This is a genomic window from Caldanaerobacter subterraneus subsp. tengcongensis MB4, assembly GCF_000007085.1.
GTDB classification, from domain to species: domain Bacteria; phylum Bacillota; class Thermoanaerobacteria; order Thermoanaerobacterales; family Thermoanaerobacteraceae; genus Thermoanaerobacter; species Thermoanaerobacter subterraneus.
Map to the genome: position 1 here is coordinate 1,726,969 of NC_003869.1, position 12,965 is coordinate 1,739,933.

Below are 12,965 nucleotides of genomic sequence, written 5' to 3' on the forward strand. Positions count from 1 at the left end.
TTTACACCAATTCTCATAAAAATGCAACAAAAATTTAAAAATAACAATGGTATAATAATTAAAAAGAGGTGGTTTTATGAGGTGCAACCTGTGCCCCAGAAAGTGCAATGTGGATAGGTCAGTAGAGCGGGGCTTTTGCGATATGCCGTGGCAGGCCAAAATTTCAGATGCTTTTTTGCATTACGGGGAAGAACCTTTTATAAGCGGAAAAAAAGGTTCTGGCACTGTATTTTTTAGTGGCTGCAATTTAAAATGCGTATTTTGTCAAAATTATGAAATAAGTCAGTATCAGTTTGGCACTTTTGTAACAGAGGAAGAACTGGCAGAGATATTTTTAAAGCTTCAATCAAAAGGAGCTCACAACATAAACCTCGTAACACCGACAATTCACGCTTACTCAATAAAAAAGGCTCTTGTTCTTGCAAAAGAAAAGGGACTTAAAATTCCTGTTCTTTACAATACTAATGCCTATGAAAATGTTGAGACTATAAAGATGTTGGAAGGTCTCATTGACATATACTTACCTGACCTTAAATATTATGACGATGAGATAGCTGTGAAATACTCAGAAGCACCTGATTATTTCAAGTACGCTACTCAGGCAATATTGGAAATGGAAAGACAAGTAGGAGTACCAGAATTCGATGAAAATGGGGTTATAAAGAAAGGGCTTGTGATAAGGCATCTGGTAATGCCCAGATATGTAGAGGACACTAAAAAAATTCTTCTGTGGATAAAAGAAAACCTGCCTAGGGGAGTATACGTAAGCCTTATGAGTCAGTACACCCCTTACTACAAGGCAAGAAACTACCCTGAAATAAATCGAAGACTGCATCCTAAAGAATATAAAGAAGCTGTTGAGTTTTTCTTTAAAATTGGACTTAAAAATGGAATCTTTCAAAATTTATAAAAGCTCAAAAAGTCTTTTTATATCCTCTGGGAGAGGAGCATAAACTGAAATCACTTTCTCTTTTAGAGGATGGAAAAAAGTAACTCTATAGGCATGAAGAGCAGGCCTTTCAATGTAGGAAGTAGGTTCCCCATATAAGTCATCCCCCACGATGGGATGTCCTATATAGTTAAGATGCACTCTTATCTGGTGAGTTCTACCGGTAGCAATTTTGATTTTCAAAAGCGAAAATTCCTCTGTCGCTTTTAGCGATTTGTAATAAGTGATAGCCCTATCCCCTTCTTCTGAAACCTCTCTTTCAATTGTCATAAAAGATTTTCTTTTGATGGGCACATCAATAATTCCTTCCCCCTCCAACTTTCCATTCACTATAGCATAGTAAAATTTGCTCATAGGTTTTACAATCTGAAGGTAATACTGCATAAAAGGTTCTTTTGCAAAAATGACAATACCGGAGGTGCCCTTGTCTAATCTGTTAACAGGCCTTATTAGAGTTTTTATACCTTTTTTCTCAAAATAATAGGCAACTCCATTAGCCAGCGTTCCTTCTCTATACCTTCTTGTAGGATGTACTACCATACCTGCAGGCTTATCTACAATCAAAATTTCATCATCCTCATAGCAAATTGAAAGATCCATCTCCTGAGGCAGTATATCAGAAGAAGTGTCAAAAAGGGAAAGTTCTATCACATCTCCTTCTTTTAAAACCCTCTTTACATTTTCTTTCTCACCATTTACGCGCATCTCTCCATGCCATTTATACATCTTAATCAATCTTGTTGAAAAGCCCTTCCTCTTCAAAAAGCCCTCTAAAGTAAGGCCTTCTGCACTTTTTTCCACAACAAGTTTCATCTTCTCACCATTTTCTTTAAAATTTATGCTATAATCTAAGTAAAACAACTAGTTGGTGATGTTATGAAAAAAATAATAGTGGGTGTAGGTGGAATAGTTATAAAAGAAAATAAAGTACTTCTTGTGCGCCATACTTATGGCAGTTTTAAAGGAAAGTGGATAATACCCGGCGGACACGTGGAGGCCGGAGAAAATATAGATGACGCCATTTTAAGAGAAATAAAAGAAGAAACCTCTATTGATGCAAAAGTAAAAAATATAATTTCTGTAAGGAGCATAATCCTGCCAGATGGCAGTTCGGAAATATACATAGTGTTCCTTTTGGACTACATCTCTGGAACACCAACGCCTGACAATATAGAAAATGACGCTGCCGAATTCTTTGACATAGAAAAAGCCATAAGGGATGAAAAGGTAGTTTACCTTTCCAGATATCTCATTGAAAAAGTGTGGAGAAAAAATTACAATTCTCTCACACTTGACCCTATTTACCCTTTTAACAACTCGAAATTCAAACTCTTTTGCTGAGCCTCTCTTTTAAAGACTTCATCCAGTATATCTGTATCATAGTACACAGCTCCACATTTTTTGCACACATAAGCTGGAACATTTTTGAAAATCTTAGTTTTCTTCCCTTTTACTATTTTATATTCTACCTCTTTTATTTCTATTTCTCCTCCACAAAAACATTTTTCCAATTCCGCTTCACTCCTCAATTTCTCTTTTGTTAGTACTTTTTTATTATACCATATTTTTCGACATTTTTATTAAAAAATTTGCTCTTTTTATGACCCTCAACAAAGTTTTAAAACCTTGAAAAAATTTTTGAAAGGTGCTAGAATTTTATTAGAAATTACAATTTTATACTTAATAAGATATTTTTTGCAATTCAATCACCCTAAAATTGCAAAAATTACTTCTAAATCTAAAAAGGAGGCCTCATAAATGCTTAACCTTGAAAGATTGGGTTTAATCAATTTTAAAAACGTTTACCGAAATTTGCCCGTAGCAAAACTGATAGAAGAAGCTGTAAAAAGAGAGGAAGGAGTACTTGTAAATAACGGCGCCTTTAATGTGTACACTGGAAAATACACAGGTCGATCTCCAAATGACAAGTTCATTGTAGACGAACCAGAAGTTCATGAGGATATATGGTGGGAAAATAACAAGCCTATTTCCGTAGAAAAGTTTGAAAAGCTGTACAATAGGCTTATTGCCTATTTACAAAACAGAGACCTTTTTATTTTCGACGGATTTGTAGGTGCAGACCCTCAATATAGAGTCTCCATAAGAGTGATAACAGAATACGCTTATCAAAGTTTAATGGCAAGACAGCTTTTCATACGCCCCACTGAAAAAGAATTACAAAATTTTGTCCCGGAATATACTTTAATCGCAGCACCTCGCTTTAAAGCAATCCCCGAAATTGACGGTGTTAACTCTGAGGCTTTTATCATCTTAAGTTTTACAAAAAAGCTCATAATTATTGGAGGCACCCAGTACGGTGGAGAAATCAAAAAATCCATATTCACCTTAATGAACTACCTTATGCCTAAAAAAGGCGTGCTTTCCATGCATTGTTCTGCTAATATAGGAAAAGACGGTGACACAGCCCTTTTCTTCGGCCTCTCCGGTACAGGAAAGACCACTCTCTCTGCAGACCCTGAAAGATTTTTAATTGGCGATGATGAACACGGTTGGTCTGAAAGAGGGATTTTTAATTTTGAAGGTGGCTGTTATGCTAAGTGCATCAATCTTTCAAGAGAAAAAGAGCCTCAAATATGGGATTCAATAAGGTTTGGCGCAATTCTTGAAAACGTTGTATACGATGAAGCCACAAGGGAACTTGACTACACAAGTGACAAAATCACTGAAAACACGCGAGCAGCATATCCAATTGACTTTATACCTGGGGCAGTTCAAAGCGGGATAGGAGGACATCCTAAGACTATAATATTTTTGACTGCAGATGCGTTTGGAGTACTGCCTCCTATAGCAAAACTCACAAAAGAGCAGGCAATGTACTACTTTCTGTCCGGATATACCAGTAAACTCGCTGGAACAGAAAGGGGAATTACAGAGCCACAAGCCACTTTTTCCACTTGCTTTGGTGCTCCCTTCTTACCTTTACCTCCAATGGTATATGCTAAAATGCTTGGAGAAAAAATTGAAAAATACGACACAAAAGTCTTTTTGGTGAATACTGGATGGTCAGGAGGCCCTTATGGAATTGGAAAGCGAATAAACTTAGAATACACCAGAAAAATGGTATCTGCTGCCTTAAAAGGAGAATTAGATAAAGTAGAATTTACCAAAGACCCTATATTTAATCTTAACATCCCTGCTTCTTGTCCCGGAGTACCTTCTGAAATCTTAAACCCCAGAAATACATGGAAAGATAAAGAAGAGTATGACAAAACGGCAAAAAGACTAGCCCAAAGGTTTATAGAAAATTTTCAAAAATACAAAGAGGTAAGTGAAGAAATAAAAAATGCTGGCCCGAAAGGGTAAAAACTAGTTCTCTCTGCGCATCGCAGAGAGAACTTTTTATTTGCCTTTTACATATTATGAAATTGAACCTGCATAAAGGAGGTCGTAAATATGCCTGGCAAACCTGGAAAGCAAAAAAACTCTGAAAGCCAATGGATATGGATTATAATAATAATCTTGATAATACTCCTCTTTGTACCTGGCATAATCATATTTGAAGACCCTAAAGAAGAAAAAGTGTAGACCCTAAAAAGCGGCATTTTGCAATTCAAGCGAAATGCCGCTTTTATTTCCCTTTCAATTTTAAAATCTCTTCCATTCTCTCTTTTAACTTTTTCTCAAAACCTGAATCCGTGGGAATGTAATATCTTCGACCCTTAAGATTTTCGGGCAGGCATTCCATATCAGTGACTTTCTCTTCAAAGTCATGGGCGTATTTGTAACCCTCTCCATACCCCAATTCCTTCATCAACTTTGTAGGGGCATTTCTCAAATGCATGGGAACCGGCTCGGCAAAAGTCTCTTCTGCATCTTTTTTCACCCTGTTGTAAGCTACATAAAGGGCATTGGACTTGGGAGCCAAAGCGAGATATACAGCTGCTTGAGCAAGATTTACACTGCACTCTGGCATGCCTATGTAGTGAGAAGCTTCATAGGCAGCAATAGCTACAGAAAGAGCTTGTGGATCTGCTAGCCCTACATCTTCTGAAGCAAATCTTATCATCCTCCTCGCGATATAGAGGGGGTCCTCCCCTGCTTCCAACATCCTTGCCATCCAATAAAGGGCAGCATCCCAATCGCTATTCCTCAATGACTTATGAAAGGCTGAAATCAAATTATAATGCTCTTCTCCTGCCTTGTCGTAAAGAAGCGCTTTTTTCTGCATCACATCAGAGAGTATTTCATCTGTTACAACTCTTTTCCCGTTCACGACATTAGCTGCCATTACAGCCATCTCCAAAGTATTAAGGGCTACCCTCGCATCCCCATTAGAAAAAAGAGCAATTTTTTCAAGTTTTTCTTCGTCGATTTCTACATTGTAAAGCCCAAGGCCTCTCTCCTCATCTTTTAGCGCCCTTTTTAGAATAATCATTATATCCTTAACATCCAAGGGCTTCATCATAAAAACTTTAGACCTGGACAAAAGAGCTGAATTTACTTCAAAAGACGGATTTTCTGTAGTAGCTCCAATCAGTATTATATTTCCTTTTTCTACATGAGGCAAAAAAGCATCCTGTTGCGCTTTGTTAAATCTGTGAATTTCATCTATAAACACAACAGTTCTCTGCCCGTACATAGCATCTCTTTCAGCTTGGGCCATTATCTCTTTTATTTCTTTTATTCCAGAAAGTACAGCGCTAAAATTGACAAATTTAGAATTTGTCATATTGGCTATAATCATAGCAAGAGTGGTTTTGCCAACGCCAGGTGGACCCCAAAGTATCATAGAAGTTATGCTGTCCTTTTCTATCAGTTCTCTTAGAGCTTTACCCTTTCCCAAAATATGCTCCTGTCCAACAAACTCATCTAAGGTCCTTGGCCTCATTCTATCTGCTAGAGGCCTGTTTTTATCAAACTTGGCATCAAATATAGAAGTTTGCTTATACATGGTTCATCACCGCTAAGCCTTATTTTTATGCTTTTTTCTCCTCTTTTCCTTTAATTTAAATTTTATTGTTATCTTAATAAAATCGTCTTCTAAAAATTCTGCAATCGCAAAATCTTTCCCAACAAATTTAACCGCAGCATAGGCATAACTGCCAAATTTGTCATACAGCCTTCCTGCACTATAACACCCTCTGGGAACTGTTCCCACACTGTTTGCCACATAGCCGACTTTACCTAAATAAGGCAAAGTAACTGCTATAGCCTCATCATCGTAATCATTGTTATAATCTTTTTCCAATTTCACTATCATGCCTGGCTTTAAAATCTTTGAGCTGTAATAATTATTTAACCCTGTTATAGCAAAATAAATTGAATCCATATTTTATTCACTCCTATCTCAATATTTTGTAATTAGCTCAATCAAGCTTGAAAAATCTCATTTTTTCACTAAATTTGAGCTCTTTTTACCTTTTTCAAATAAAGCCTTTTTAAAACAACACAACACCTCCCTTAGGCAACTTATTTCACGGTTGCCTTTTATTAGCATATTTTTATGTTTTTTTACTTAGCCCTCGGCTACCCTATCATGTCTCTCAGGGTCATGCCCTTAATTACATTCCTTCCTCCTGCCTTTGAGGGCTTTTGGGGAGCTTCTTACTCGTATTCAGGGTCTTGCCCTTATGGGGGGTACTACAGCTTCCCCAACCTTATTTGCTCTAAATTGATTTGTTGCCCCCTAGGCTACTAATCCTTTATTTGCTTCATACGATATTCTCCAAGTACTTTTTGTGAATCGTATTTTTCTTTCTTCTTAGCAAGCGTAAACATAACTCTTATGAGTTTTATTGAAATCGCAATTAATGCTTGTTTCTTCTCTAAAGGATTTTCTCGCCTTCTTAAAAAGTAGTTGTAAAGTGCTTTAAATTCTTTGTTTTTGGCTACTAATGTCAGGCTTGCTTTGTATAGAAGATTTCTTAACTCAGGACGCCCTCTCTTTGATATCTTGGTCTTCCCCCTGTGTTTCCCTGATTGGTTATCCGTTATGTTTAATCCCCCAAGTTTCTGGATTTGTTTATAGTGTGTGTATTTCCCTATGTCCCCTACTTCTGCTAAAAATCCTGCTACTGTTATTACTCCTATGCCTGGAATGCTTAACAGATATTCTGCTATGTCTATTTTTTTGAGCAGTTCTTCCATAGCTTTTTCTATGGTTTCTAATTGTGTTTTTAAAAATTCTAATTCATCAAGGTAAATGTTTAAACGTATTTGTGCCCCTTTTATCCCTTCTTTTACACCTATTGACTTTTTTGCTGCTTCAATGAGCTTTTCTGCCCTTTTCATGCCTACCCTGTTATTAGTGGCTTTCTTTAGCTGTTCTGCTATTTCTTCTTTGCTCAGTTTAAGTATTATGCTGGGAAATGGACAGTTCCTCAATATCCATAAGGCTGCTTTCCCCCACAAATTCTTGAATACTTCTTCAAATTCAGGAAAGTATTCGTCTAATATTGCAATAATTTTATTCTTTACACTGTTTAGTTTCTTTATTAACTGCTTTCTTGCAACTGAAAGGTTTCTTAAATCTGCATATGTGTTTTGAGGTAAAAGACAGTTTAGAAATTTCCCTTCTTTTATTAGTCTTGCAATTATTAACGCGTCCTTTCTATCGTTTTTTGATGGACTGTTGTCCTCCTCTTCTTTCCTTTGTTTTACGTGATATGGGTTTACTATCACTACTGTATATCCTTTTTCTTTTAAAAACCATGCAAGTGGCTTCCAATAATGACCGCTTGGTTCGAAACCTATTAATATTTTTGTTGCTTTCGATTTTTCTTTGGCTTCGAGTATTTTGGATACTAGACGTTCATATCCATCTATGCTATTATTAAATTTGAAGGGTTTTATTACTTCAAGTCCTATGTGATTTATTATTCTTGCATAATGGGTCTTTTTAGCTACATCGACCCCGACAAAAATTATATCAGAACTGTGGACTAAAAGTAGTTTTTGTACTTTGTTCATGTGTATCACCCTCCTGGTTATTGTTTTTCCTTTTCACTTTCTTTTTTACCAGGAGGGTTTTATTTTTGCAAAGGCTATTTTAATTTATTACAGGAATGCTCGTATAATATGATTGTAATCCACATTAAAAATTTAATAATAAACACACAAATTAAATCCTTAAAAACCATTTTTACCCTGGTAAAACAATCTCATAATTAAATTTCTCATTTTTATTTAAATGGTCCTTTGTCTCTGATAAACTTAAAAGTAGAAGGTCCCTTTTAAGTTTACTGAGGTATTTTTGACTCACTCCTGTGGCATGCTGGTAAAGCAGCATTACCACTCGGCAAAGACTGAACCTCTGGAGTTATTTGAGTAATACATACTCGTTTGTTGTGCCTCTTTAGCTTATCTGTCCATCGCTTGAGCATCGATGGTCAGGCACCCTATAAGCTAAATCTGGCTACTTCCCACGGCGAGGGTGTATTACAAAAACTTAAGAGACAAAGGACCTTCAAAAAACTTTTTGCAAAAAGGAGCGTGAATTTATCCATGAGCTCTACACTTATTGTGGGCATTGATATCTCTAGCGAATTAAATGCTGCTTCCTTTATTGATGAGGCCGGTAACCGCTTAGTTAAAAAAGCTTTATTCTTCCCCAATGATTTAGATGGCGCTCAGCAGCTTATAGATTTCACTATCTCTCTTGCTCAACAGTTCAATATTTCATCCATTAAATTTGGCATGGAAGCTACTTCACACTATGCCTGGCATTTGCATACTTTCCTGGCTTCTTCTCCTGAACTTGCTCCCTTTAATCCTCTATTCTACGTCATCAATCCTTCTATCATTAAATCTTTCAAGGGTGCTTATATCCATCTCCCTAAAACAGATTCTGTTGACGCAACTGTTATCGCTGAATGTGTTAGATTTGGTCAAGTCAAACCAACTCCGCTGCCAGATTTAAGATACGCTGCACTGCAAAGACTCACTCGCATGCGTTATCATATTGTCCGCAGTCTGGTCCGCGAAAAAAATCGCGCCCTAAACCTTATTTCCTTCAAGTTCTCAACCTATCCTTCAGAGTGCCCTTTTAGCAACATATTTGGTAAAGCTTCCTTAGCTATCATTGAAAATTTTACTCCTGATGATATTGCTTCCATGCCTCTTGATAACCTTATCGACTTTATTGTGAAAAACGGCAATAACAGACTCTCAGACCCTACTCAAATCGCCAAAACTTTGAAAGCTGCTGCTAACAGAGCTTACAGGCTTCACCCTGATCTTGCTGAAGCAAACGACTTAGCTCTTTCTATGACACTTGAAAATATTCGCTTCCTTGAATCCCAACTTAAAAAGCTTGACGGCAAGTTTAAAGACAGCTTAAAGCTTTTAATCAAACTCTAACTACTATCCCCGGCATTGGGGACGTCCTTGCTGCTGGTATCATCGCCGAAATTGGAGATATCAAAAGGTTTAATAATGAAGCTGCTCTTGCCAAGTATGCCGGCCTCATCTGGAATAAATACCAGTCTGGTAATTTCAATGCCCAGGATACTTCTTTGGTTAAGTGTGGTGATCAGTACCTGCGATACTATCTTGTTGAAGCCGCTAACTGTGTTAGGGTGCACACAGTGAGGTTTAAAGAGTACTACAACAAGAAGTATCGCGAGGTACCTAAACACCAACATAAACGTGCCCTCGTCTTAACTGCTAGAAGATTAATCCCTCTGATCTTTGCAATGCTCAGCAAAGGTCAAATATATCAAGAAAGAGGTGTTGTTAGTATTTAAATACTCTTTTGTTAAAAATTAATAAAGAACTCTATTTTGGAACTTCCAATTCCATTTATTGGCATGTTGGAAGAAGGGTATTTTTTTGTCTTTTTGCCCTTTAAATGCCTCAAAAATTTTTTAATTACCCCCTTGACATTTTACCGTTTGTCTTTAAAACTTTAAATCTCTTTCATTTATCTTCAGTAGCTTCAGTGTCTTTTCCCACAATTTTCTCTGAACTTCTCTGTCGTAAGTAATAGGTTTTGACTTTGAGGGCTTGCCATTGTCAAAATACACTCCCGTAACATTGTGAGCCTCAATATATTTTATTGCATCAATTACATTTTTAGCCCCTTCCTCTATGCTTGCCCCAATCGCTCCCCAATTTTCCATCAAAAGCTTTGTATTTATAACTCCTGGATGTAAGCAGTTTACATATATTTTGCCTTTCAACATCTCTGCAAGATAATAGGTAAATAAGGTTATATACAATTTAGAAAGGGAATAAGCTTTGTATCCGTCGTATCCTTTTTCAAGCTGCAAATCTTCAAACTCAATTGAAGATGCATGAGCCATAGAACTTACATTAAGCACATATTTTATATCTACCCCTTCATTAATCAAGGAAATCGTGAGGTAAAAAGGTGCCAGATAATTGACCATAAAAGTTCTCTCAAAACCCTCTTCAGTAACTTTTCTTTCCTTTTCAAAAGTAGCGGCATTATTTAAAAGCAGGTCTACTTTTGAAAAATTATCTTTTATCTCTTTTACCAACTTCTTTAAATCTTTCAAAGAGGAAAAGTCAGCTTTTATTTTAAAAACACTTTTTCCTGTCAAATCCCTTATTTCGTCTGCAACTTTTTCTAGTTTAAGTTCGTTTCGCCCGTGGATTATGACATCATAGCCGTGAAAAGCAAGCCTTTTAGCTACTTCTCTTCCTATGCCATCCGTAGCCCCTGTTATAAAAGCAATTGCCACAAAAAATCCCTCCTTTTTCTCCCATAATACCACAATAGATAACAATTATCAATTCAAATTAATCTCTAATTTGCTTAAGAAAAAAGCAATCCAAGATAAACAGTCCTCTCCTCCTCAGGTGCTATTTCCAAAAAATATAGGTCAAAGCCTATGCCTCTACCGCTTCCAATAAAACCTATTAATCTGTGTAAGCAATTCCTGCAAAGCCGCCGCTTAAAGAAAAAATGAGGAACTGTTTCCTGTATGGAAATCTACTCTGAAAACGTCCAAATGCCCAGTTAAAAGCCACAGGAGCTCCCAACATCACTGAATATAACACCCCAAAGGCTTATCGGACGATTTTATCCCCTATTGCCCTTTTTAAAAAGCCTCTTTATAAGTATTGCTGGAACAAACGCAAATATCCCAAAAACCACTCCTAATTCATCTTTTAAATTGCTATTAGAAAAAGGTTTACCTGAAATCCTCATTCTTAAAGCGTGGAAAGCATTGCCATGAGTATTTCCTACCATGATAGCTCTTATAGCCTTCATTATGCTGTAGGTATATTCCTCTCCATAAGTCTCTAAAAGCCTCTTATAAGCTTCTGGATCTGGATTGCCCGCAGTTTCAGCATAATGCTCAGCAAACATCAGCGCTACCACCTGATCTTCTGGCACATCCCCAAACTCTCCATTTAGCAACTTTTTAATCTCTTCATTGGACATACCAGATTTTAAAGCCATCTGCGCGTGAAAATAACTGCAATACGGACATCCATTCACCTGCGTCACTGCTAACATAATTCTCTCCATGAAATCCTTGCTAAGCTTCACTTTTTTTGAAGGCTTAGAAAGTCCTCTATCTGTCAAAAAATCCTCCACAAATCTATAAAAAGTCTTTACATCGTAAAACCTATGTCCTTTTTCCTCTGTCATTCTTTTTCTCTCCTTTTACGCAAATTTAACGTCCTAATGCAATTATACTCTATTTCCCAAAAAACAAAAAATTTGTCACACATTTAACCAAATATCACTTTCCCAGCTTCTTTTAAAATTTCACTCTTCATAAAAACCTTTTTCACAATCTTTTCTATCACATTCTCTTCTCCCTCCATTACTGCCTCTGTCTTAACCTTTTCCCTAACTTTCTCCATTAATTCGCCATAAGTGTAAATTTTAAATCTATCTATCTTGTAAGACTCAGCTAAATTTTCTAACAAATATAAAAATATTTCTTCATAACTAGAACTAGCTCCTAAATTCAAAATAGCAGAAAGCCTAGGAATTATAAATTCAAAAAGAGCCCTTTTGTCAGGCACTTCTTCGCTAATATCAAAAATCTCTTTTAGTTTTTTTACTTTCTTTTTCTCCAAGTTCAAAAGATAATGGATAAAAAATTCTTCTTTTTCATCCTCTTTTATGTAGTATTTACTGCCCTTCAACCTTCTTAGAGCCTTCAAACCATCGTAATAACCTAATGTAAGATTATACCTGGCAGTTTCCTTATCAAATTCTAAAATCCCTCCCAAATCCTCTTTTGGAGAGATAATAAGCACATTAAGACCTGTAAAATCAATTTTCTTTATAATTCCAAAGCTTCTTGTCCTTATAATTATTAAATCCTTATACCCCTTATCTATGAGCAAATTGGCAGGAAGGTTGTTGTACACACCCCCATCTAAAAAACTTTTCCCATCAATCTTTTCTCTTTTAAAAACCGGCAAATAAGCACTTGCCATCAAATAGTCTATAAGCTTGCCGTAAGGTATATCTTCAATGTAAAGTTCCATCGGTTTTAAATCGCTTAAGGACACTGTCACAATAGCAAAATCCTTCCTGAATTTCTTATTTTCTCCTCGTCTAAAACTTCTTCTAACAGATTTCTTAAAGGGGTTATGTCCAAACCGCCTTCCCTTATTATCCCCCTCAACCTCTGTATCAGAAGAAGAATATCTTCCCTATCCAACTTTCCTTTCTTAAATTTCTCTATCTCCTCATCGCTTGCTTTTATCACCCTAGAGTAAGAGATATTTTCCCATATTTCATAAGCTTTATCAAAATCTCCTTGAACTAGAATTGCTCCGTTAAGTGCTCCAACGGAAGTCCCTGCAATCCCTTTTACTTCTATTCCTTCCTCAATTAATGCTTTATAAACTCCAATCTGATAGGCCCCTCTTGCTCCTCCCCCTTCTAAAACCACTCCGTACATACTTCTCACCCCTTTTTGCACTTACACCATAAAAGTATACCATACTTTACCTGGGAAATAAATAAAAGCAGATGAGACCACCTGCTTTCACAGTTCAGGCATATCTTGAATATCAAGCATCTCTCCTGCAGCTACTTTCTTTTTTATTCAACCTCTCACAT

Annotated in this window: 11 protein-coding genes and 2 pseudogenes; 5 read left to right on the forward strand and 8 right to left on the reverse strand. The window is 36.6% G+C overall.

Annotation, left to right across the window (positions count from 1 at the left end; translation table 11 throughout):
* Positions 1-76: 76 nt before the first annotated feature.
* Positions 77-910, forward strand: coding sequence for a radical SAM protein (locus TTE_RS08550; RefSeq protein ID WP_011025975.1), 834 nt, complete (start codon positions 77-79; stop codon positions 908-910).
* Here the strand turns inward: TTE_RS08550 and TTE_RS08555 are convergent.
* Positions 905-1,762 carry an RluA family pseudouridine synthase gene (locus TTE_RS08555; RefSeq protein ID WP_009610874.1) on the reverse strand — a complete coding sequence of 286 codons (858 nt, stop codon included), beginning with the start codon at positions 1,760-1,762 and terminating at the stop codon, positions 905-907. The two genes, TTE_RS08550 and TTE_RS08555, sit on opposite strands and share 6 nt — an antisense overlap.
* 63 nt (positions 1,763-1,825) lie before the next feature.
* On the opposite strand from TTE_RS08555, the gene TTE_RS08560 reads away from it, so the two are divergent.
* Positions 1,826-2,290 carry an NUDIX hydrolase gene (locus TTE_RS08560; RefSeq protein WP_011025977.1) on the forward strand — a complete coding sequence of 155 codons (465 nt, stop codon included), beginning with the start codon at positions 1,826-1,828 and terminating at the stop codon, positions 2,288-2,290.
* Here TTE_RS08560 and TTE_RS08565 read toward each other — a convergent pair.
* Positions 2,251-2,460, reverse strand: coding sequence for a YgiT-type zinc finger protein (locus TTE_RS08565; protein ID WP_011025978.1), 210 nt, complete (start codon positions 2,458-2,460; stop codon positions 2,251-2,253). The genes TTE_RS08560 and TTE_RS08565 overlap by 40 nt on opposite strands.
* Positions 2,461-2,707: 247 nt before the next feature.
* On the opposite strand from TTE_RS08565, the gene pckA reads away from it, so the two are divergent.
* Positions 2,708-4,273: a phosphoenolpyruvate carboxykinase (ATP) gene (gene pckA, locus TTE_RS08570; RefSeq protein ID WP_011025979.1), complete on the forward strand. Its 1,566-nt coding sequence runs from the start codon at positions 2,708-2,710 to the stop codon at positions 4,271-4,273.
* A gap of 90 nt (positions 4,274-4,363) precedes the next feature.
* On the forward strand, positions 4,364-4,495 hold the full coding sequence (locus TTE_RS14495; protein ID WP_022587079.1) for a hypothetical protein: 132 nt from the start codon (positions 4,364-4,366) through the stop codon (positions 4,493-4,495).
* 43 nt (positions 4,496-4,538) lie between these two features.
* Here the strand turns inward: TTE_RS14495 and TTE_RS08575 are convergent, their stop codons facing one another.
* The 3 genes from TTE_RS08575 to TTE_RS08585 form a co-directional block, all read right to left on the reverse strand.
* The gene (locus TTE_RS08575; RefSeq protein ID WP_009610882.1) at positions 4,539-5,861 is read right to left on the reverse strand and encodes a replication-associated recombination protein A; all 1,323 of its coding nucleotides are present in this window, start codon (positions 5,859-5,861) and stop codon (positions 4,539-4,541) included.
* A 12-nt stretch (positions 5,862-5,873) separates the two neighbouring features.
* Positions 5,874-6,239 carry an HIRAN domain-containing protein gene (locus TTE_RS08580; RefSeq protein WP_011025980.1) on the reverse strand — a complete coding sequence of 122 codons (366 nt, stop codon included), beginning with the start codon at positions 6,237-6,239 and terminating at the stop codon, positions 5,874-5,876.
* Between the two features lie 365 nt (positions 6,240-6,604).
* Entirely contained in the window at positions 6,605-7,879 is a 1,275-nt protein-coding gene (locus TTE_RS08585; protein ID WP_011025981.1) for an IS110 family transposase, read from the reverse strand.
* Between the two features lie 534 nt (positions 7,880-8,413).
* Here TTE_RS08585 and TTE_RS08590 point away from each other — a divergent pair.
* Positions 8,414-9,654 (forward strand): annotated as a pseudogene (locus TTE_RS08590) (IS110 family transposase).
* A gap of 153 nt (positions 9,655-9,807) precedes the next feature.
* On the opposite strand, the gene TTE_RS08595 reads toward TTE_RS08590, so the two are convergent.
* The 3 genes and pseudogenes from TTE_RS08595 to TTE_RS08605 form a co-directional block, all read right to left on the reverse strand.
* A complete protein-coding gene (locus TTE_RS08595; protein WP_011025982.1) occupies positions 9,808-10,614 on the reverse strand; it encodes an SDR family oxidoreductase in 807 nt (268 codons plus the stop codon).
* Between the two features lie 341 nt (positions 10,615-10,955).
* Entirely contained in the window at positions 10,956-11,531 is a 576-nt protein-coding gene (locus TTE_RS08600; RefSeq protein ID WP_011025983.1) for a carboxymuconolactone decarboxylase family protein, read from the reverse strand.
* An 83-nt stretch (positions 11,532-11,614) separates the two neighbouring features.
* Positions 11,615-12,804, reverse strand: a pseudogene (locus TTE_RS08605) (patatin-like phospholipase family protein).
* Between the last annotated feature and the right edge of the window lie 161 nt (positions 12,805-12,965).